Annotated in this window: 20 protein-coding genes and 1 tRNA gene; 9 read left to right on the forward strand and 12 right to left on the reverse strand. The window is 39.6% G+C overall.

The genetic code is table 11. The features are described 5' to 3' along the window. Positions 1-44: 44 nt before the first annotated feature. From EMIN_RS06700 to EMIN_RS06745, 10 genes are all read right to left on the reverse strand, one after another. Positions 45-908 (reverse strand): NAD(P)H-hydrate dehydratase, encoded by an 864-nt coding sequence (locus EMIN_RS06700; RefSeq protein ID WP_012415482.1) that lies wholly within the window; start codon positions 906-908, stop codon positions 45-47. Beyond that, complete coding sequence (acpS, locus tag EMIN_RS06705) at positions 892-1,254, reverse strand: holo-ACP synthase (RefSeq protein WP_012415483.1); 363 nt, start codon at positions 1,252-1,254, stop codon at positions 892-894. Before acpS ends, EMIN_RS06700 begins: the two co-directional genes overlap by 17 nt. Beyond that, complete coding sequence (gene glmS, locus EMIN_RS06710) at positions 1,254-3,098, reverse strand: glutamine--fructose-6-phosphate transaminase (isomerizing) (protein ID WP_012415484.1); 1,845 nt, start codon at positions 3,096-3,098, stop codon at positions 1,254-1,256. The genes acpS and glmS overlap by 1 nt, the downstream gene beginning before the upstream one ends. 3 nt (positions 3,099-3,101) lie before the next feature. Then, on the reverse strand, positions 3,102-3,830 hold the full coding sequence (locus tag EMIN_RS06715) for a pyridoxine 5'-phosphate synthase (protein ID WP_012415485.1): 729 nt from the start codon (positions 3,828-3,830) through the stop codon (positions 3,102-3,104). 29 nt (positions 3,831-3,859) lie between these two features. Continuing rightward, a complete protein-coding gene (glmM, locus tag EMIN_RS06720) occupies positions 3,860-5,194 on the reverse strand; it encodes a phosphoglucosamine mutase (RefSeq protein ID WP_012415486.1) in 1,335 nt (444 codons plus the stop codon). An 18-nt stretch (positions 5,195-5,212) separates the two neighbouring features. Next, positions 5,213-7,108 carry an ATP-dependent zinc metalloprotease FtsH gene (gene ftsH / locus EMIN_RS06725; RefSeq protein WP_012415487.1) on the reverse strand — a complete coding sequence of 632 codons (1,896 nt, stop codon included), beginning with the start codon at positions 7,106-7,108 and terminating at the stop codon, positions 5,213-5,215. Then, complete coding sequence (hpt, locus tag EMIN_RS06730; protein ID WP_012415488.1) at positions 7,105-7,635, reverse strand: hypoxanthine phosphoribosyltransferase; 531 nt, start codon at positions 7,633-7,635, stop codon at positions 7,105-7,107. Before hpt ends, ftsH begins: the two co-directional genes overlap by 4 nt. Before the next feature lie 79 nt (positions 7,636-7,714). Beyond that, positions 7,715-9,088 (reverse strand): surface lipoprotein assembly modifier, encoded by a 1,374-nt coding sequence (locus EMIN_RS06735; protein WP_012415489.1) that lies wholly within the window; start codon positions 9,086-9,088, stop codon positions 7,715-7,717. A 19-nt stretch (positions 9,089-9,107) separates the two neighbouring features. After that, on the reverse strand, positions 9,108-9,683 hold the full coding sequence (locus EMIN_RS06740; RefSeq protein WP_012415490.1) for a manganese efflux pump MntP: 576 nt from the start codon (positions 9,681-9,683) through the stop codon (positions 9,108-9,110). A 51-nt stretch (positions 9,684-9,734) separates the two neighbouring features. After that, positions 9,735-10,292 carry a manganese efflux pump MntP gene (locus tag EMIN_RS06745; protein ID WP_012415491.1) on the reverse strand — a complete coding sequence of 186 codons (558 nt, stop codon included), beginning with the start codon at positions 10,290-10,292 and terminating at the stop codon, positions 9,735-9,737. A 66-nt stretch (positions 10,293-10,358) separates the two neighbouring features. On the opposite strand from EMIN_RS06745, the gene EMIN_RS06750 reads away from it, so the two are divergent. From EMIN_RS06750 to EMIN_RS06775, 6 genes are all read left to right on the forward strand, one after another. Further along, positions 10,359-11,579, forward strand: coding sequence for an L-serine ammonia-lyase (locus EMIN_RS06750; protein WP_083759865.1), 1,221 nt, complete (start codon positions 10,359-10,361; stop codon positions 11,577-11,579). Positions 11,580-11,590: 11 nt separating this feature from the next. Beyond that, positions 11,591-12,103 (forward strand): nitroreductase family protein, encoded by a 513-nt coding sequence (locus EMIN_RS06755; protein ID WP_012415493.1) that lies wholly within the window; start codon positions 11,591-11,593, stop codon positions 12,101-12,103. 61 nt (positions 12,104-12,164) lie between these two features. Continuing rightward, positions 12,165-13,205 carry a [FeFe] hydrogenase H-cluster radical SAM maturase HydE gene (gene hydE / locus EMIN_RS06760; protein ID WP_012415494.1) on the forward strand — a complete coding sequence of 347 codons (1,041 nt, stop codon included), beginning with the start codon at positions 12,165-12,167 and terminating at the stop codon, positions 13,203-13,205. A gap of 55 nt (positions 13,206-13,260) precedes the next feature. Next, positions 13,261-13,338, forward strand: a tRNA-Asp gene (locus tag EMIN_RS06765). Positions 13,339-13,543: 205 nt separating this feature from the next. Beyond that, entirely contained in the window at positions 13,544-14,158 is a 615-nt protein-coding gene (locus tag EMIN_RS06770; RefSeq protein WP_012415495.1) for a hypothetical protein, read from the forward strand. A gap of 364 nt (positions 14,159-14,522) precedes the next feature. Next, a complete protein-coding gene (locus tag EMIN_RS06775; protein ID WP_012415496.1) occupies positions 14,523-16,148 on the forward strand; it encodes a mechanosensitive ion channel family protein in 1,626 nt (541 codons plus the stop codon). On the opposite strand, the gene EMIN_RS06780 is transcribed toward EMIN_RS06775, so the two are convergent. Next, positions 16,134-17,114 (reverse strand): hypothetical protein, encoded by a 981-nt coding sequence (locus tag EMIN_RS06780; RefSeq protein ID WP_012415497.1) that lies wholly within the window; start codon positions 17,112-17,114, stop codon positions 16,134-16,136. The two genes, EMIN_RS06775 and EMIN_RS06780, sit on opposite strands and share 15 nt — an antisense overlap. Before the next feature lie 93 nt (positions 17,115-17,207). Here EMIN_RS06780 and hydG point away from each other — a divergent pair, with 93 nt between their 5' ends. Beyond that, a complete protein-coding gene (gene hydG / locus EMIN_RS06785) occupies positions 17,208-18,584 on the forward strand; it encodes a [FeFe] hydrogenase H-cluster radical SAM maturase HydG (RefSeq protein WP_012415498.1) in 1,377 nt (458 codons plus the stop codon). A 37-nt stretch (positions 18,585-18,621) separates the two neighbouring features. Here hydG and EMIN_RS06790 read toward each other — a convergent pair whose 3' ends face one another. Beyond that, positions 18,622-19,095 carry a PaaI family thioesterase gene (locus EMIN_RS06790; protein WP_012415499.1) on the reverse strand — a complete coding sequence of 158 codons (474 nt, stop codon included), beginning with the start codon at positions 19,093-19,095 and terminating at the stop codon, positions 18,622-18,624. 64 nt (positions 19,096-19,159) lie between these two features. Here EMIN_RS06790 and EMIN_RS06795 point away from each other — a divergent pair, with 64 nt between their 5' ends. Continuing rightward, complete coding sequence (locus tag EMIN_RS06795) at positions 19,160-19,738, forward strand: CYTH domain-containing protein (protein ID WP_012415500.1); 579 nt, start codon at positions 19,160-19,162, stop codon at positions 19,736-19,738. A gap of 161 nt (positions 19,739-19,899) precedes the next feature. After that, positions 19,900-20,109: a hypothetical protein gene (locus EMIN_RS06800; RefSeq protein ID WP_012415501.1), complete on the forward strand. Its 210-nt coding sequence runs from the start codon at positions 19,900-19,902 to the stop codon at positions 20,107-20,109. Positions 20,110-20,273: the final 164 nt, after the last annotated feature.

Genomic DNA, 20,273 nt, shown 5'->3' on the forward strand with positions numbered 1-20,273 from the left:
AACCCCTTTAAATACCTGGTTACTATTTAAGCTATAATTTTTTTTTAATTATTTAAAGTCTTTTTTATAGCCCGGCCTATATATTTATTTAAATCAGAAGCAAGCACACTGTAACTGCTTATATCTAAAGCGGCGTCTTCACCCGCCAGGCCGTGTATATAAACACCGCATACGGCGGCGCGTAAAGCGCTGCCAAAACTAAAGCCATTTTGTTTTCCTTCCTGCGCCCAAAACCCGGTTATAATACCCGCTAAAACGTCACCGGTGCCGGCTTTGGCAAGGGAGTCAGAACCCGTAGTATTTATAAAAACTTCGTTATTATAAACTATTACAGTCTCTTTTCCTTTTAAAACGCATACACAATTATATCTGCGTGAAATTTCTTTAGCCGCGTTTTCCCTTTCTTTTTCACAAGGAGGCTCTTTAAGGCAAAGCAGCCTGGCCGCTTCTAAAGGATGCGGCGTAAAAACACAAGGTGTTTTAAAGGCCTGCGCATCCGCCCGCGTCAAAGCGTTAAGCCCGTCGCCGTCTAAAACAAAAGGTAATTTTAAATCATTAAGTAAAAAAGGAATGTATGCTGAAGCTTTTTCTTTACCAAGGCCGGGGCCTGCCAAAACCAAATCGATTTTATTTTTTAAAACGAATGAGGCTATTTCTTCTTTATCGCCGACGGGCAGAACAACAGCTTCGGGAACAGAGGTAAAAATAACGTCTTTTTCTTTTTCAGGCACCGCCGCCACAGCGTAACCCACACCCGCAGAAAGCGCCGCTTTTACAGCCAGAACGGCCGCGCCCATCATATTTTCACTCCCGCAAACGCAAAGCGCTTTACCGAACGTGCCTTTATTTGAATCCGCCGGGCGTTTGGGAAGAAACGCTTTCGCAATCTCTTTATTTATTATCTTCATATTCGGTTACCAGGGCAACCGCTGTCGCGTAGTTCTTGGTGTGGGAAAGGGAGATGTTAATTTTAAAAGTTTCCGCTCTTTTATCATTAACCGTGACTTGCGGACTGCCGTCTGACAAGTTGCTCACTTCAATATCTTTTAAAGCCACGCCGCCAAAAGGCAGCGCTTTGTAAACCGCTTCTTTCGCGGCAAACCGTACGGCCAAGTGTTCATATTTATTTTTTTTATTCAAACAGTATTCCAGTTCGGTTTTACTGAAAACACGTTCCAAAGCGGCGGAGTTTTTGGCAAATTCCGCTATGCGTTCAACTTCAACAATATCAGTACCTAACCCCGTTATTTTCATTATTCCACCGTTACGCTTTTGGCAAGGTTTCTGGGCTGGTCTATTTCGCACTTTCTTAAATCCGCTATATAATAAGCGAAGAACTGTACAACCACGGCGTTTAAAATAGCGGTTAAAAAGCTGTTCGCTTCAGGTATTTTTACCAAAGCAAAAACTTTTTTGCCAAGTATCTCGGCGCCTTTTTTGTCCGTAACTGCAATTACTTTAGCGCCTCTGGCAGCTGTTTCCTCACAGGCGGAAAGCATTTTTTCAAACAAATTATCCTTTGGAGCCAAGACAAAAACAGGAACATGTGAATCAATAATGGCTATCGGCCCGTGTTTAATCTCCCCGCCGGGAAAGCCTTCCGCGTGCAGATAAGATATTTCTTTAAGTTTTAAAGCGCCTTCCAAAGCTATAGGATAATTTGCCGAACGGCCTAAAAACACAAAAGTTTTTTCTTTATAAATTTTCTTAGCTGTCTTTTTAACAGCTTCAGCCGTGTTTTTAATAGTGTTTTCCAAAAGTCTGGGTAAGGCAAAAAATTCTGTGCTGTATTTTTTAAATTGCGCCGAATTTAAAACACCCCTTTGGAAACCCAAAAACACCGCTAGACCGTAAAGGGCGGCAAGCTGACTTGTAAAAGCCTTAGTTGAAGCAACGCTTATTTCTAAACCGCAGCGTGTAAAAAAAGTATGGTCCGCCATACGCGTAAGAGTTGAACCTAAAACATTGCATATAGCCAAGGTTTTAAAACCAGCTTCTTTGGCTTTTTTCATAGCGGCTATGGTATCAGCCGTTTCGCCCGATTGGCTGACGGCTATGGCAAGCGTGCCCGGCGTGGAAGGAACAAAACGGTATTTATATTCAGACGCGTAATCAACTTCAACGGGTATACCGCTGTATTCCTCAATAAAATATTTTGAGCAAAGCCCCGCGTGATAGGCGGTTCCGCAGGCTATTATTTGTATTTTTTTAATATTTTTAATTTGCTTGCCGCTCATGCCGAAAACGGAAGGCATATCCTCAACGCCGAAACGCAGCGTGTCGGCCACAGCGTCAGGCTGCTCGTAAATTTCTTTAAGCATAAAATGCTTATATCCGCCTTTTTCGGCCTGCGCGGTATTCCATTTTATCTGTGTTATCAGCGGCTTTTTTTCTTTACCGTTTTCATCATAAAAGCTTATGTTGTTTTGGCGGGCCACAACAATTTCATTATCTTCTAAAAAAACAACTTTATTTGTATGCTTTAAAAAAGCGGTGACGTCGGAAGCTAAAAAACTTTCCCCATCGCCTATGCCGGCCACAAGCGGGCTTTGCTTTCTTATGCCAACTATAATCCCGGGGGCACCCGTCCAAATTATGCCCACGGCAAAAGCGCCCGATATTTGTTTGGCGGTTTTTCTAACCGCTTCAAAAAGTTTTTGTTCGGCGGTTAAATTTTTAACGGTTTTTAAATTTTCTTCAAGCAAGTGGGCTATTACTTCAGTGTCGGTTTCGGATTTAAATTTATGGCCTTTCTTTTTTAAGTCTTCTTTCAAAGAAAGGTAATTTTCAATAATTCCGTTATGTACAACCGCTATGTTGCCGCCGCAATCGGTGTGCGGGTGCGAATTATTTTCACTGGGTTTTCCGTGCGTGGCCCAACGGGTGTGCCCCACGGCGCATAAAGAAGAAAGTTTGTTTTTTAAAAGGGAAGTTTCCAACTCTTTAACTTTGCCTACAGCGCGCAGCCTTTTAAGCTGCCCGTTTTCCAAAGCGGCTATACCGGCTGAATCATAACCCCTGTACTCAAGGTTTCTTAACCCTTCTATAATAATTTTTGAAGCAGCCTTCTTTCCCGTGTAGCCGATTATCCCGCACATAGTTTAATATCTCTCTTTAACAGCTTCCTGCATTTCCATAACAGCGGCCGCCAGGCCCGTAAAAACAGATTTAGCTATAATAGCAAAACCTATATTAAGGCATTCCATGGCCTCTAAGTTAGCCACGGGAACAACATTCTCATAGTTAAGTCCGTGCCCGCTATGCACCTCAAGGCCGAGCTCGGCGCCTAAAATTGAAGACATCGCCAAATCTTCCAATTCTTTATATTGCTGTTTTTTTGTTTTAGCCTCGCTGTAAGGGCCGGTGCAAAGCTCAATAATCTGCGCGCCGGTTTTTTTAGCCAATCTTACCTCTTCAGCGGCCGGGTTTATAAACAAACTTACTTTAATCCCCTTAGCCTGAAGATTTGTTGTTATCTTTGAAATATTTTCAAAATTTTTTTTATTTAAATTAAGTCCGCCCCTTGTTGTAAGCTCGCCCTTAAATTCCGGAACCAAACATACGCTTGCGGGTTTATATTTTAAGGCGATATCTTGCATTTCTTTAGTGGCGGCGCATTCCAAATGGATTTTACCGGGATAAGTTTTGCATAAATTTTCAATATCTTTATCTTTGATATGTCTTCTGTCGCCCCTTAAGTGGACTACTATAAACTCCGCCCCCATGCCAAGGCAAACTTTTGCCGCCGTTAGCGGATCGGGGAAATCAGCCCCGCGCGCGCTTCTTAAAGTAGCTACATGGTCAATATTTACGCCTAATTTTACTGTCATAGGTTACCCCTTAAGGTGCTTTTGCCTTCTTATTTTACCCTTTCTTTAAAATGCGTTTCAAGTTTAAAAGCTACGGAAGAAACAAGATCCTTATCCTCACCTTCAACCAAAATTCTAAGTTTAGGCTCCGTGCCGGAATAGCGCACTATAATGCGCCCCTTTCCTTTAAAATTTTCTTCAAGTTCTTTAGTTAAATCATTAAAACCGTCAATCTCTTCCAGCGGAACTTTTTGGCTTACCTTTACCGCGCTTAAAACGGAAGGATATTTGCTCCATAAATCATGAAATACGCTCATTTTTTTACGTGATTCCAAAGCGCTGGCGGCGATTTGAAGAGCGGCCAAAATACCGTCCCCCGTGGGGCTTATTTCATTAAAAATAATATGTCCGGAAGTTTCGCCCCCTATGGTAAGGTTGTCTTTTTCAAGAGCTTCGGAAACATATTTGTCGCCCACGCCTGTAAGAATTGTTTCTATACCGTTGGCTTTTAAAAAGTTAATCATTCCCAAGTTAGCCATAATTGTAAGCACAATTTTACCGCTTTTTAATTTGCCTGCTTTTTTTAGTTCAACCGCCGACGCGCTTATAATATGATCGCCGTCAAGCTGTCTGCCTTTTTCATCAGATGCTATTACTCTGTCGCCGTCGCCGTCAAAACTAAATCCGCAAAAAGCACCGTTTAAAACAACTTCCTTTTGCATCGTTTCAGTATGCAACGCGCCGACATTATCATTTATATTTTTACCGTTGGGTTTGTTTGCCAAAACAACAAGGTCTGCCCCTAAGGCTTCAAACACGCGCGGCGCTATTTTTGAAGTGGCTCCGTTGGCGCAGTCCAAAACTATTTTTACGCCTTTAAATAAGTTTTGGGGAACGGTATTAACTAAAAAATTTTGGTAGTCAAGCATTAGGGTTTCATCATATATAAATTCGCCGTCTGAGGAAGGACGTGTTGTTATTGAATCTAAAATAATTTCTATTTCCTCTTCCTCTTTTTCATTCATCTTTTTACCGTCATAATCAAAAAATTTAATACCGTTAAATTCAGCCGGATTATGGCTTGCGGAGATAACCGCGCCAAAATCAAACCCCAGCTTTTGCACAAGGCAGGAAACCGCCGGCGTTGGCGCGATACCTACGCTTACTACGGTAAAACCCGCGGCGTTAAGCCCTTTGGCTAAATAAGACATAAGCATAGGCCCTGACGCTCTGGAATCCTCCGCGACAAGCACTTTTTTCTTGAGATTTTTATTATTTTTAACGGCAAAAAGGCCCGCGGCATAACCCAGCTTTTCAACAAACTCCTGCACCAAAGGAAATTCGCCCGCTACGGCTCTTACTCCGTCTGTACCAAAATATTTCATAAAAACTCCTGTCCGTTTCTAACCTTCCTGTACGCTTTCATCCATAGGCTGTATTTTTTGGGCTTCTTTCGCTTTTCTCATTTCTTCAAGCTTAAGTTTGTAAGCAGCCGGGTCTGTCAAAATTTCGTCAATCTCTTTAGCTTCAACAACCTCAATTTCTAAAAGCCTGTCAACAAGCACGTCTAAAGCCATTCTGTTTTTAACAAGAATATCTTTGGCTCTTTCATAAGAACCTTTAACAAGCTGGCTTACTTCCTCGTCAATGCTTCTTAATAATTCTTCAGAATGCTTAGCCCTGCTTATATCACGGCCGAGAAAAACTTCATCCTCACCCGTATGAACGGAAATGGGCCCAAGTTTTTCACTCATGCCCAGCTCCGAAACCATACGCCTGGCGTAAGCGGTGGTTCTGGACAAGTCGTCATGCGCGCCTGTAGTAATTTCTTTAAAAACAATTTCTTCGGCCGCTCTGCCGCCGAGCAAAACGCAAAGCCTGTCCAAAATTTCGGATTTAGTGGTTAAAAATTTATCCTCCAAAGGAAGCTGCATTGTATAACCCAAAGCGGGCCCTCTGGGAATAACCGAAACTTTGTGCACGGGGTCGCTGTTGTCCGTTTTTTTAGCTATAACGGTGTGTCCCGCTTCATGATAAGCGATAATCCTTTTTTCTTTATTTGAAATAAGCCTGCTTCTTCTTTGCGGGCCCGCCATAACACGTTCAACGGCTTCTTCCAAATCGCTTTCAGTAACAGCTTCTTTATTAAAGCGGGCGGCCAAAATAGCGGCTTCGTTAACTACGTTAGCCAAATCAGCCCCTACAAAACCGGGTGTCCCTTTGGCGATATCTTTAAGCTTAACTGAAGGAGCAAGTTTTACTCTTTTAGAATGCACTGCCAAAATTTCTTCCCTTCCTTTCATGTCCGGGGCGGGAACATTTATATGCCTATCAAAACGGCCGGGGCGTATAAGCGCCGGGTCAAGCACGTCGGGTCTGTTGGTTGAAGCCATTAAAATAATGCCCTGTTTTGACTCAAAGCCGTCAAGCTCAATAAGAAGCTGGTTTAACGTCTGCTCTCTTTCGTCATGGCCGCCGCCGATACCGGCGCCTCGGCGTCTGCCCACAGCGTCAAGCTCGTCGATATACACAATAGCGGGCGCCATTTTTTTAGCTTTATCAAATAAATCCCTAACGCGTGAAGCGCCTACGCCTACAAACATTTCAACGAATTCCGAAGCTGACGCCGAGAAAAACGCGACCCCCGCTTCACCCGCAGTGGCTTTCGCGAGCAGAGTTTTACCAGTGCCCGGTGCGCCGTAAAGAAGCACGCCTTTGGGAAGCTTTCCGCCTAATTTCTGGAATTTTTTAGGATTTTTTAAAAATGTAATGGTGTCCTCAAGTTCTTCTTTCGCCTCATCGCAGCCGGCAACGTCTTTAAATGTAGTGCCGTCGGGGCTTCCAACCTGGAGTTTGGCTTTTGTATTGCCGAAGCTTAAAGGATTGCCTTTACCGCCGCCTTGTTGCGGGCGAATAAGCAAAAACCACCAGGCTAAAAAGAAAAGTAAAATAAAACCGACATTTCCCAAAACGCTGAAAATCCAGCTTTTATCCGTCTCGGCTTTAAACTTTATACCCTTTTTCATCAAGTCGGATACAAGATCTTTATCTTCCACTTTAACGGTTTGGAAATTAACAACCGAGTCTCCTTCTTTTACAACGCCTTTTATAAGTTCCGTGCCGATAACAAGGTTGCTTACCTCGGTCCTTTCAACCCTGGCCCTGAAATCGGAATAATCTAACGTAATTGTTTTTGATGTATCAGATCTGTTAAATAAAAAAATTGTAACGGCAAAAACAGCAATCCAAAAAAGAATTTGCTTAAGCGAAACAATGTTTGGATTCATTTTCTTTTTCATTTTTGTTTATAAACTCCTATATATGGTAAATTTCTGTAAAGTTCGTTATAATCAAGCCCGTAGCCTATAACAAACTCGTTGGGGATTTCAAAACCCCTGTATTTAACCGGAACGGTAACCTTTCTGTTAGAAGGCTTGTCTAGCAAAGTGCATATTTCCACGCTTGCGGCGCCGCGGTTTCTAAGATTTTTTAACACATAATCTAAAGTTAAACCGGTATCAACGATATCCTCAATTAAAATTACATGCCTGTCTTTAATAGTACCTCGAACGTCTAATAATATGCGCACTTCCCCCGTAGACTCCATTCCGCAGTAAGAGCTTAAACACATAAAATCAAGCGTACATTTTGTTTTTATATTTTTTAAAAGCTCACTGTAAAAAACTACGCAGCCGCGGAGCATTCCAACAAGTATAGGCTCTTTCCCGTTATAATCTTTGGTTATTTCAGCCCCAAGCTCCCGCACCCTGGCTTCAATATCGGCCTCAGGTATTAAAATACGCTCAACAGCACTTTCTAATGACATCACATCCTCCGCGCCACATTTAAATATATATACATATTACAGGATACCTTTTTTTACACACTTCCTCAATAATAACTTTCTAAAACCTGTTTGTTATGCCAAGTTCAAAAGTATGTTTTTCAAATCCGCCGTTACGTATGTTTGACGTGGTTTTATTAAACGAATAGTTAAAAGTAGGCGTAAAGCCTAAAATATTTATCTGCCTGTTAAGCAAACGCACGTCAATCCCGTAAGAATTTTCTATACGTTTTTTTATTTCATAACTAAAATCTTGAATCCAGCCTCTCTTTGTTTTTGAGGATGAATAAAAAGGCTCCGCATACAAAGATATGCCCAAGGGCAGCTCGGTTCCTAAACCTACTCCGTATCTGTAAATGTCACGGTCAGTCCATCTGTTTTCGGTTCTTATAAAATTGGCCGAAGGCTTTAAAATAATATATGTTTTGGAGTTTATACCTATATAAAGCGAAGGCATTACTAAAACGCTGTGCCCGTCAAAATGTTTATGTATGTCCTGCTCATACTCATTTTTCTTTAAAGCGCCGCTTAACCCAATTCCCAGACGGCGGGTAAGGTCATAACTGAAATCCGCTATAGGGCCGTAGCTGTTTAAAAACCCTTTCCCGCCGTACCAAACACGCTCGGCCGAGGCGTATGCGCCCGCGCTTCCGCGCTTAAAATTATAAAGGGGGCCTGTGGAAAACGAAAGGGAATATATATCAAATTCTTTACCCGCAAAATCGGAAATGCCGCCGCTTAAAGTGCTTTTTAAACGCAGGCTTCTGTTTAGCCTTAAATAATTTTCTATACCCGCGTAGCCGCTAAGCCCTATGGAAGAACGCTTTTTTTCCAACTCTCTGCACATGGGGATAATCCAACCCCCGAAATCAACTTCTATACATTCAATTTGAGCGCCCGAAACATTGTTAATATTATTTGTAGGCGCAATGCCCAAATTCAAATAATAATCCCACCTTTTGCGGTAGCGTATTTGGTAAAGAAAATAGCCTATTTTTTGTTTAACTTCCAAAGGTAAATCTCTTGAAGCCCACACCAGACGGAAATGATAATCCGCCTTTTCGTTGCGGCCTGTTTCAAAATATAAAAGGGCAAGTTCTAACCTTACGCGGGAAAGAGAAGGCTGGTTTCTGAGTATCCTTCTAAAAATCCACTCGGCTGTGGCAAAGTCTCTTTTTTGCATGCTTGCCATACCCAGCAAAAATTCAATCTGTGTTTTTTGTTCATTATTAAAAACTTTGGGAAACAACTCCAAAAGCAGGGTGACGGCCTCCTCCGTTTTCTTAGCGGAAACAAGTTCTTCGGCTTTCTCGATATTACGGTCCATAAGGTAAACGGGATCGTCAAACAAATATTGCGCGCGGGCCGTAGTAAGCAGAAAAAAACAAAAAAGCGCCGTAAAAAGGCGCTTTTTTGTTTTTTTGCCGGGAAACATTATAATACCGCTTTTAAAATTAATAATAAGTTAACAGAATTCTTACCGCAAGAACTATCATTATAAGCCCTGCGATGGATTCAAATATTTTTGAAGATATTTTTTTAGATTCGGGTTTGCCTGTTAAAAAACCTATCATTGACATTATCATTGATATGGCAAAAAGCGAAAACGCGGGCCAGAACAACTGATACTCAACGGCCATAACACACATGGCAAAACCTATCATTAAAGAATTAAGCGCCAGCAAAGCGCTTGTTTTCAAAAGTTTCGGATTCATGTCTTTGTCCGCCACGGAAAAGCTTGGGCTTTTTTCAACAGTCTCCATTAAAAGCCTTATTCCTATAAGAAGGATAAAAGCAAACGCTATCCAGGCGCCTGCTATCCAAGTGTGCGGATATGGTTTCAATAAAGCCGCAAAACCGTAACCTACAAGGAAAAAAAGCACATGAAAAATGGAAAAAGATAATGATATCCTTAAAGACAAAGAACTTCTTACGTCATTATTTTGCGGCTTCATGGCTGACATATTGGCCATAACCATATTATCAACACATAAACATATAAACATTATAAAGACTGCCCAAAATTCCATAATTGCCTCTCTGTGTCACTTTAAAGTATCTACTTGCCATTGCACCATTTTTTACATCATAGCGTCAAGCAGAATTTTTAAGGCTATGCCTATAAGCACGATTCCGCCAAATATTTCAGCCTTTATTCCAAGCTTATCGCCAAGTTTGCCGCCGATTTTAAAACCAAAAAAGGTTGTTATAAGAACAAAAAATGATATCGCCGCTACGGATAAAACAAAATGAACGCCCGCTAAACTTAAACTTATGCCTACGGCCAAAGCGTCCATGCTCGTGGCTAAAGCGATTAAAAGCAAACGGCTAAAAGTTTCCGTAATATTAACGCATTCCTGCTGCCCTTTTTTGGCTGCGGCTTCTTTTATCATTCTTAAACCGATAAAAACCAAAAGGCCGAATGATATCCAATGATCATAAGCGTCAAAACGCTCAGCTATAACACTGACGCCGAACCAGCCTAAGGAAAACATTACTAAATGCGCAGCAACAAATAACAAAGCGGCTTTGGAAATATCTTTAATTTTTATATTGGGGTTGCAGCCTGAAGCTAAAGAAACGGCAAAATTATCCATAGAAAGACCGGCGGCTATCATTAAAAGCGTAAATATATCCATTTTGTTATTTTAACATTTAGCGGGCATTAATGCCAATTCTCTTTAAGTGCTATAATGTTAATTAATATGAAAACATTGAGAAGTCTATACCGTATAGGAATGGGGCCTTCAAGCAGCCACACAATGGCGCCGAGGAGAGCTGCCCAGGAATTTGCCGCGGAAAACGAGTCCGCCTGCTCATTTAGAGTTACTTTGTACGGCTCGCTGGCTTTAACGGGCCGCGGACATTTAACCGACCATGCTATTAAAGACGGAATGTCCCCCAAAACAGTTGAGATTATATGGCAAGGCGATACTTTCTTACCCTTCCATCCCAACGCTATGAAGTTTGAAGCGCTTGACCAAACAAGCAAAGTATTAAGCGAAAAAACGCTTTACAGCATAGGCGGCGGGGAAATATCCGACGGAACTATACCTAAAGAAGATGAAAAATCAATTTATCAGCACGGGTCGATGGAAGAAATTTTAAAATATACGGCTCAGCAAAAAATTGCCCTTTGGGAATATGTGGAGGAATGCGAAGGTAAAGAGATTTGGCCTTTTCTTTATACAGTTTGGGAGCAAATGCAGGCCGCTATAAATAACGGCATTGAGAGACGTGGTATTTTGCCCGGCGAACTTAATTTGGAAAGAAAGGCCCGCAGGTTTTTTAAAAAAGCGGAAACCGCCCCCAGATACGTACGCCGCATTAATACCGTTTTTGCTTACGCGCTTGCCTGCGCGGAAGAAAACGCCAACGGCGGGCAGGTTGTTACCGCCCCCACTTGCGGAAGCTGCGGCGTTGTGCCCGCTGTACTTCGCATTACAAAAGAAATTTATGATTATGATGATAAGGCTGTTGTCTGCGCTTTAGCAACAGCCGGCCTTATAGGAAACCTTGCTAAAACAAACGCATCAATATCAGGCGCTGAAGTAGGCTGCCAGGGTGAAGTGGGCGTTGCATGCGCGATGGCCGCCGCCGCAGTATGCCAGCTTGAAGGCGGCGATAATAAAAGCGTAGCGTACGCGGCCGAAATGGGCATTGAACACCATTTGGGACTTACGTGCGACCCTGTGGCCGGGCTTGTGCAAATACCCTGCATAGAAAGAAATGCTTTAGCCGCCGTACGCGCCATAGATTGTGCTACGTTTGCCATAACCTCTGACGGAGAGCATAGCGTCTCTTACGATGAGATTTTGCAAACCATGATGCAAACCGGCAAAGATATGAAAAGCGATTACAGGGAAACATCTTCCGGCGGACTTGCGAAGTTTTTTAAAAATAAATTTTTTAAAGGAACTGAATAGGAGGTAAAGATATGGAAACATCAAAAGCTATTTTTGGCAGAAGAAGCATAAGAAAATATATAGCGGACATTCCCGTTGATGAAAACCAGATAAAAATTCTTTTAGCCGCCGCCATGGCCGCACCTACTGCGAGGAACGCGCAGGAATGGGAATTTTTGGTAGTAAGAGAAAGGGAAACTTTACAAAAAATAGTTGAAACGCACCCTTACGCTTCTATGTTAAAAGAAGCGCCTTGCGCGATTATCGTATGCGCTAACTTAAAAAAAGAACTTATACCCGGCTACTGGATAGGCGACTGTGGCGCGGCAACACAAAATATTCTGCTGGCGGCTACAAATTTGGGACTTGGGACAGTATGGCTTGGCGTGCAGGCGGTTAAGGAACGTGTTGACGCCGTAAGAAAAATATTTAACCTGCCCGAACATATAATGCCTTTTTCTATAGTAGCGGTCGGAACGCCCGCGGAAGAAAAGGACCCGCAAGACAGGTATGACGAAGCAAAAGTGCATTATGGAAAATGGTGATTTTAAAAACCTTTAAAACAAAAAGCCCAAACGGCGTTTGGGCTTTTTATATAATTTAATTATGCGTGAAATAATAAAAAAGGCCGCCAAAACAAATAACCTTACGGAAGAAGAAATAACGCTGCTTTTAGAAAATTCCTCTTTTAACGGGGAGCTTTTTGCCGCGGCCGATTTTACGCGCAAGCAAAATGTGGGTGACGGCGTGCATCTGCGCGCTTTAATAGAATATGGGAATATCTGCCAAAACAACTGTTTTTACTGTGGCATAAGGGCCGCTAAAAAAGATGTAAAAAGATACCGCCTGGACACGGAAACCACGCTAAAAGCCGCCGCTTTGGCAAAAAACCTGGGTTACAAAACAATTGTTTTGCAATCAGGTGAGGAAAACGCCGCTCCTTTAAATGAATTTTTGCAAATTATAAAAGAAATTAAGAATATGGGCCTTGCCCTTACTTTAAGCATTGGTGAAAAAACTTACCAAGAATATCTTGCTTACAGAGAAGTCGGCGCGGATAGGTTTTTACTGCGTATTGAAACAACGGACGAAAATTTGTACCAAACACTTCACCCTGGTATGAATTTGCAAAACAGGCTGCGCTGCCTTAAGGATATAAAAAAGCTGGGTTATGAAACAGGCACAGGCATAATGGTAGGGTTGCCGGGCCAGACGGCAAAATCAATAGCGAAAGATATTTTATTTTTTAAAGAGCTAGACGCCGACATGCTTGGCATAGGGCCGTTTATCCCATGCCCCGGCACCCCTTTGGAAAATGAAAAGGGCGGCAGTTTGGAAACAGCTTTAAAAGTTATGGCGATATCACGCCTTATTATGCCAAAAATAAATATCCCGGCCACAACAGCTATGGAAGCTATTGAAAAAAACGGACGGATAAAAGCATTGCAAAGCGGAGCAAATGTAATAATGCCAAATGTTACACCACAAAACGAGCGCAAAAATTACGCCCTTTATCCCGGAAAACCGGGCATTTTGCAAACTCCTGAAGAGTTCTTAAATAGCCTTAAGCAAACGCTTAGCCAAATAGGCCGTTTTGTATCGCAAGACGCGGGCATGAGTTTAAACTACCGTCCTATAGAAAAATAGATTTATTTGACAATTTAATCCGTAAATAATAAAATATAACAGTTGATTGATTTTTGGAGTCGTGGTGTAGCCCGGTCAACACGCCCGCCTGTCACGCGGGAGATCGCGGGTTCAAATCCCGTCGACTCCGCCATTTAGAATCCCCTTTTAGAGTAAGTCTCCTCCAAAGGGGGATTTTGTTTTTATTTGTTGACAGAAGTTTCAAGACATTCCTATCTGCCAGCATTCTCTGGGGCACTTTAGGGTAAAATAAAACTCCCCGAAAGCAAAATTGTTTGATTCTCTTTTCTTTTTAATTTAATATACTGTTTAAAAATTAAAATAAGGAAAATAAAACTATGATATTAATATTCTCTCCAATTTTATTAACTGCTTTAATAAGCTGTTTTTTAGCATTTCGCGCTTTAGAATATCTTTCTCAAATGAAAAAAAATTCTCTTCAAAAAAATTCAAAAGAATATCGTTATTGGAAAACATATACAGTATTATCTTTTTTATTGCCTTTAATTATTGTGAGCATCTTCTATATAATCATGTTAGCCACGGACCCTCAGGAAGCCATTTTTGTAATTGCCGGTTTTTTACTATTTGCCATATTTATTTATATAACTGCTTTAGTAAATGTAGTTAAATGTATACTGTATTTTAATAAGATAAATATAGAATACACTAAGCAAAATATTGAAAAACAAAAAAACAGTAAGACCTTTACCCCGCTGCAGATAATTTTGCTTGTACTTAATTTTATTTGCGCTATAATATTTACGAACAGACTTATAATGGCATTTCTTTATTTCATAGATACTTGGGCAAAGAGTTCTCAGCGAACAGACGGACAATCTGGCATGGGTTTATTATTTTACTTGATTATGATATTGTTTTCAGCAGGTGTATTGGCTGCTAATATAATAGTAATAATATTGATATTCAAAAACAGAAAAGAACAGCAATAAAGAAAGTCCTTTTACCTTTATTTAGCATTGTTTACACGATAGTTACAGGATTAGGCTTTTACAATATTTTTGTTAAAAAAATTAACAAAACGAAGTATGGAATATTGGATGTTCTTATTACTAATAGTAAAGGTACACAAGACAATAACAACAAAGCTATTGAATATTATGAGAAAGCTGTGCCTAACAAGAATAATAACAACCTTTTAGAACTTGCAGATACCATAATCAAAAATTTTTATGCTACTGTTTTTTAATTTTACGGGTAGGCAAAGAATAAAAACTATTTAATTAACATTAACTTCAAAAGCCCGATTCTAAACAGGAGCCGGGCTTTTGGCCTTTTTTATATAATTAATTGTAAATGAAAAAATATTTCTTTGTATTTTCTGTTTTTTTAGTTTTTTTTGCCTGCCTCCCTAAGCAGCCGCAAATTAAAACTACTTTGCCATCCGAACAAAAAATGCAAGCCAATGACGAATACGCCGTTTTAGAACAATCAAAAAACATATCGAACAAGGATAAAGAAGCACCTGCGCAAACAATTTATACTAGCAAATCACAAAAAAAGGAAAATGAACAAGATGCATTTTCCCTTCCGCAAAAAACCCAAACTTTAAAGAAAACAGATAAAGAGGAGCCATTTAAAGAAGCGCACTCTATAAAAAATGAAAAAGGTTTTACTCCTGAATACACCAAAGAAAATGAAATCATTTTCCCAATTGACCCAATCAATAATCCCTCCGAAAACATAGCTAACCAGGAACAAAAAAAAGCGCCCTACACAGCAAAACCTCAGGATTTTAATGCTGTACAAAACACCGCAGACCCGCCAGGCGGCCCGGCCGCACAAAATTATAAGCAAGAGCCGCTACACTATAAATTAAAACCGTACTACGGTATTATTGCGGAGCTCTTTCTGTTATCATTATTATTTGTTTTGTTTTTTACTTTATCTCAAAAAATATATAAGAAAATCAGGGAAAAAGCAGAAGAACATAAGACTTTTTTTGCTAAGTATCCTAATTTAAAAAATATAATTATATGGGTTTCTTTACTTCTTTTTTTAGTTTTGGCGCTTTTTGTCATTCAGTTTATTTTTAACGACGGATATTTTAAAAACATAAAACAATATAAAGAAATAATGGCGGTTTTAATTTCTTTCATAATTGCTTTTATTATTAATTACACACTTAACTTTATAAAGAATTTTTATTTTAAAAATACTCCTTATGAAAAATATTTTAAAGCGTTAAAAGCGGCAGTAATAGCCGGGTTTTTATTATTTATCGCGGCATTCTTTTTTAGCAATCATCCCAAATTAATCATAACGTTTGCCTCTATAGCGGTCCTTGCGGTAACCTACATCTTTTCAAGCACGGTTTTGGATTTTTTTGCCGTTCTGTGGCTTAAAAATAACGACATGATTAAAGAGGGCGACTGGATTGAAATGGAAAAAAGAAATATTGACGGCGTAGTAACCGAAATAACCATAACAATGGTAAAAGTACGGCATTGGGATAAAACGGTTTACTCCGTGCCTGCTTACGGGATGCTTTCTGATTCTTTTAAAAACTGGTCCCACATTTTAGAAAAGCAAAACAGACGTATAAAAAGATCCGTTAATATTAATTTTAACAGCATATTTATAATTGACGATAATTTTTTAAACAATCTTCCCGAGTATATTGATAAAAAATATTTTCAAAATGTAAAATTACAAACAAATTTACAAGCTTTTGTACATTATTGTTCGGCAACGGTAAAAGAATTGCCCGTTTTTTATCCCGATGATATTTTTATGATACGCCAGCTTCAGCCTTCCGCAAAAGGTTTACCGCTGGAGTTATACTTTTTTATTAAAACACATTCTTGGGAAGATTATGAAGTTAAGCAGGCCGATATTTTTGATTATATTTTAACTTTAATGCCTTTATTTGGCCTTAGAATGCACCAAAACCTTACCGGACCTGATTTAAAATCTTTGTAAACTAACGGATTTAAATTTTCCCCCTTTAAATTCAAGCGTGCTAATCATATAGTCCAATATAGGGAAATACCGCTCATTAAAAGTATTAAGCATTATGTGGTAGGTTATGCCGTCTTTAACAAAAATATATTGTTTGGATTTCCAGCCGCCTTCCAATTGGGCATATTTTTCTATATATGGAAATCCTTGATAATCGTCAAGCGTAACCTGCTGGTAAACAACATCTTTCACAGGGCTCATAAGCATGTTTTGGTAAGCGTCTAACCGGCGGGGGCTCATTTTATCTAAATCTTGTTTAAAGTTATATACCGCGCCTACCTCTAAGTAAAAATCGTCATCTTTATAACTGGCAAACAAAACAAAATCCGTATCCTCCCCAAGTTCCATTTCAACATATGCTGGGTAGGACACTTTAAAACCTATCACATCGTTAATTATTGAATTGTCCGATATATATGTATCCTTTCCCATGCTTATTGTTTTAGAAACAGGTCCGCTTGCAAACACAATAAAACACGCCAAAATAAACCCAATAAAAACACTGGCCGCGTCAGAAACTTTTAACTTTATTTCGGCGCCGCCGCCTAATGGTAAAATTTTATTTATATACGCTTGGAAAAACAACATCATAAAGGCGCTAGCAACACTCAAGATTAATAGAACATAAATATTAAAACAGAAAATAACAGCCAAAACTTTTAAACAAATGTTTAAAACAGGCACGACTAACACAGTTGACGGTCCGCCGCCCTCTCTTTTGGCAAAAGCGGCCTGGGGGAACATGAAAATATCTAAAAATACGGCTCTGAAAAACGGAATTATCTTTTTATATTCCGAGGCGCTTATTTTAGCCGCATCCCACTGCCTGTAAGCCCATATATAGGAATAAAAGCCCGCGCTCAGCAAGGTAAGGAAAAACACTTTTATAGGATTAATTTTTAAAAATTTATATTCTGCTGTTTTCATATGCCGCCTTAAGGTTAATTTAATTAATTTTATCTTATTTGGCCAATTGTAGTAAGGAGGATAATTTAATAAAATATATAAAGAGGTGGCAGTATGATAATAAACGACGCCGAGCTTTCCGAGCTTATAAAAAACTCCAAAGCCCCTACAGAAAAAGAATTAAACAAAATCCTTTTAAAAGCAAAAAAATTAAACGGCCTTAATAAAGACGAAGTTTTAAGCCTTCTTAATGTTGAAGACGAAAAACAGCTTGAACAAATATATAGTACCGCAAAATTTATCAAAGAGGAAATTTACGGCAACCGCATGGTTTTGTTCGCGCCTCTTTATATTTCAAATTTATGTTCTAATGAATGCCTTTACTGCGCTTTCCGCGTTTCAAACAAAAGCCTTGTAAGAAGGGCCCTTCCGCAGGAAGAAATTGAAAAAGAAGTAATTGAACTTTTAAAACAAGGCCACAAAAGAATACTGCTTGTAGCGGGCGAGTCTTACCCCGGCGGCGGGCTTAAATATATTTTTGATTCCATAGACACCGTTTACAAAACAAAATGGAACGGACAAAACATAAGAAGGGTAAACGTTAACATAGCCCCCCTTACGGAAGAAGAATTTAAAGAATTGTCCAAACACAATATAGGCACGTTCCAATTATTTCAGGAAACGTATCATAAACCCACTTATTCGGGCCTTCATATAGCGGGGCAGAAAAAGAATTTTGAATTCCGCCTAAACGCTATGGACCGCGCCCTTAAAAACGGGATTCACGACGTGGGCATAGGCATATTGTTTGGTCTTTATGACTATAAATTTGAAGTTATGGCCATGCTTGAGCATATATCCCATTTGGAAAAGACTTACGGCATAGGCCCGCACACAATTTCCGTTCCCCGCATTGAACCGGCGGACGGCTCTGACCTAAGCCTTAAACCGCCGTACCAGCTTTCGGATTTGGAGTTTAAAAAAGTGCTGGCTATATTAAGAATAGCCGTTCCTTATACGGGAATTATTTTAAGCACGCGCGAAAACTCCCAAATGAGAACGGCGGCCATTGAAATGGGCGTGTCACAGATGTCGGCAGGGTCAAAGACCAATCCCGGCGGATATGAAGAAGGATCCGCGGGCGCGCAATTTTCTTTAGGCGACCACAGAACCTTAGAACAAGTGATTTTAGACTTAGTTAAGCATAACCATGTGCCGTCTTTTTGCACGGGATGCTATCGTTTAGGCCGCGTGGGCAAAGATTTTATGGATCTGGCTAAACCCGGGCTTATAAAACACCATTGCCTGCCAAACGCCATTTTTACTTTTGCCGAATACCTGCATGACTTCGCGGGTGAGGAACTTAAACAAAAAGGTTTTGCCTTAATAGAAAAAACCGTTAATGAGGAAATCAAGGACGAAAACCTAAAAAAACTGGCCCTTAAAAACCTTCATGACATAAAAAACGGCAAAAGAGATATTTACTTATAAAACACAAAAAAAGCTCCTTTAAAAGGAGCTTTTTTATTTAATATTTTGGGGCCGTCTTTTCCCATTCCTCTTCTTCTTCCTTCCAACCCGATAATATGTTTTGAGGCGGTTTCATAATAATTGCCGTGCAGCAAGCGCTCACGCTTCCGTCGGGAAGCACAACTTCCCCCTCAACAACGGCTTTTGTTTTCCCTGTTCTTTTAACGCGTCCGATAATTTGTATTTTGGTATTAGTGGGAGTAACTTTTTTGTACACAACTTCTAATTTTAAAGTAACCATTAAAGAGTCATACCCGTTATCCATTAAAATGGCTCTGCCCGATGTTTCGTCAAGCAACGCGGCAACAATACCGCCATGTACTATCCCGGGATATGAGCGGTAATCTTCCGAAATTGAAGTTTCGCAAACAACGCGTTTGTTTTCAAGATCCTCAACCCAGTGGACTTTCATGCCTTTCGGGTTATCTTTGCCGCACAGGAAGCACCCCAGCGAAGTAGATTGTTTCTGCATAAAACCTCCCTTTGCGCTAAAACATTGTGTGTTACAGCGTCTGTATTTATTATAGAATTTTATTATGCAAAAGGAACGGGAGTTCAAATGGGCAGCCAAAAGCCCGGACGATTTTAAAGTTTTTTTAAGCGTGTTTAAAGAATTCTACACGCCGCCCAAACCCGTTGTTTTAAAAATTACGGATAACTATTTCGATAGTGAAGATAAATATTTTTCAAAAAACAAAATTTCCTGCCGCATAAGAAAACAACAAAATAAATATATTTTTACATTAAAAGGCATGAGTAAAATTGTTAACGGTTTTGCAGTGCGTGAAGAAAAAAATATTAATCTTAAACAAACTAATTTACGCGCGGCAATTTCCTTTTGCACAAAAAAATTAAAAACAAAAAAACTTATAAAAAAATTTTCAATATCAAACAAAAGGACCGTTTATAAAATAAAAAAAGATTTTATTTTTGAAATCTGCATGGATAATTTTTTAATAAAAAAAGGCTCAAAAAAATTACGCATGTATGAAATTGAAATGGAACTTTTAAAAGGAAACGAAAAAAAGTTTTGTAAACTGGCGCAAAATTTAACTAAAAAGTCTAAATTAAAATTTGCCAAAATTTCAAAGGTAAGCGCCGCTTTAAAAATGTGATTTTACTTCTAAGAAATTATAAAAATAATTCGTTTTTGAAACAAAGCGCAAAAAGCTGTTTTTTAAATGCCGTGTTTTGTAAATACAAACAACTTGCTTTTTAAATATTTTTGTTGTATCATTTTCTTGAGGTTAAAACTAATTATCTTAGGAGAAAGAATATGGCTGTTAAAAAAGTTGCTAAAAAAGCACCTGCTAAAAAAGCAGTAAAAAAAGTTGCAAAAAAAGCTCCCGCTAAAAAAGCAGTAAAAAAAGGATGCGGCTGCAAAAAAGTAGCAAAAAAACCCGCCGTTAAAAAAGCTGCGGCAAAAAAACCGGCAAAAAAAGTAGCGAAAAAAGCTCCTGCTAAAAAAGCCGCAAAAAAGAAATAAGTTTTTTCTAAACGCATAAGGCCCCGGGCATCCGGGGCCTTTTTTTTGAAAGAATAGGGCCGGTTTTTAATTTCTTATATTCTTTTATCCCAAAACGCTGATTTTATCTTATCTTCTTTTGTCCGGCACGGCCAAAAATTAATAAACCCGGTCTTTATATACGC

This window comes from Elusimicrobium minutum Pei191, assembly GCF_000020145.1.
GTDB lineage: Bacteria > Elusimicrobiota > Elusimicrobia > Elusimicrobiales > Elusimicrobiaceae > Elusimicrobium > Elusimicrobium minutum.

Coding starts and splice junctions, on each gene's coding strand:
- EMIN_RS06700 (WP_012415482.1), bottom strand. CDS start 908: ATGAAGATAATAAATAAAGAGATTGCGAAAGCGTTTCTTCCCAAACGC.
- acpS (WP_012415483.1), bottom strand. CDS start 1,254: ATGAAAATAACGGGGTTAGGTACTGATATTGTTGAAGTTGAACGCATA.
- glmS (WP_012415484.1), bottom strand. CDS start 3,098: ATGTGCGGGATAATCGGCTACACGGGAAAGAAGGCTGCTTCAAAAATT.
- EMIN_RS06715 (WP_012415485.1), bottom strand. CDS start 3,830: ATGACAGTAAAATTAGGCGTAAATATTGACCATGTAGCTACTTTAAGA.
- glmM (WP_012415486.1), bottom strand. CDS start 5,194: ATGAAATATTTTGGTACAGACGGAGTAAGAGCCGTAGCGGGCGAATTT.
- ftsH (WP_012415487.1), bottom strand. CDS start 7,108: ATGAAAAAGAAAATGAATCCAAACATTGTTTCGCTTAAGCAAATTCTT.
- hpt (WP_012415488.1), bottom strand. CDS start 7,635: ATGTCATTAGAAAGTGCTGTTGAGCGTATTTTAATACCTGAGGCCGAT.
- EMIN_RS06735 (WP_012415489.1), bottom strand. CDS start 9,088: ATGTTTCCCGGCAAAAAAACAAAAAAGCGCCTTTTTACGGCGCTTTTT.
- EMIN_RS06740 (WP_012415490.1), bottom strand. CDS start 9,683: ATGGAATTTTGGGCAGTCTTTATAATGTTTATATGTTTATGTGTTGAT.
- EMIN_RS06745 (WP_012415491.1), bottom strand. CDS start 10,292: ATGGATATATTTACGCTTTTAATGATAGCCGCCGGTCTTTCTATGGAT.
- EMIN_RS06750 (WP_083759865.1), top strand. CDS start 10,359: ATGAAAACATTGAGAAGTCTATACCGTATAGGAATGGGGCCTTCAAGC.
- EMIN_RS06755 (WP_012415493.1), top strand. CDS start 11,591: ATGGAAACATCAAAAGCTATTTTTGGCAGAAGAAGCATAAGAAAATAT.
- hydE (WP_012415494.1), top strand. CDS start 12,165: ATGCGTGAAATAATAAAAAAGGCCGCCAAAACAAATAACCTTACGGAA.
- EMIN_RS06770 (WP_012415495.1), top strand. CDS start 13,544: ATGATATTAATATTCTCTCCAATTTTATTAACTGCTTTAATAAGCTGT.
- EMIN_RS06775 (WP_012415496.1), top strand. CDS start 14,523: ATGAAAAAATATTTCTTTGTATTTTCTGTTTTTTTAGTTTTTTTTGCC.
- EMIN_RS06780 (WP_012415497.1), bottom strand. CDS start 17,114: ATGAAAACAGCAGAATATAAATTTTTAAAAATTAATCCTATAAAAGTG.
- hydG (WP_012415498.1), top strand. CDS start 17,208: ATGATAATAAACGACGCCGAGCTTTCCGAGCTTATAAAAAACTCCAAA.
- EMIN_RS06790 (WP_012415499.1), bottom strand. CDS start 19,095: ATGCAGAAACAATCTACTTCGCTGGGGTGCTTCCTGTGCGGCAAAGAT.
- EMIN_RS06795 (WP_012415500.1), top strand. CDS start 19,160: ATGCAAAAGGAACGGGAGTTCAAATGGGCAGCCAAAAGCCCGGACGAT.
- EMIN_RS06800 (WP_012415501.1), top strand. CDS start 19,900: ATGGCTGTTAAAAAAGTTGCTAAAAAAGCACCTGCTAAAAAAGCAGTA.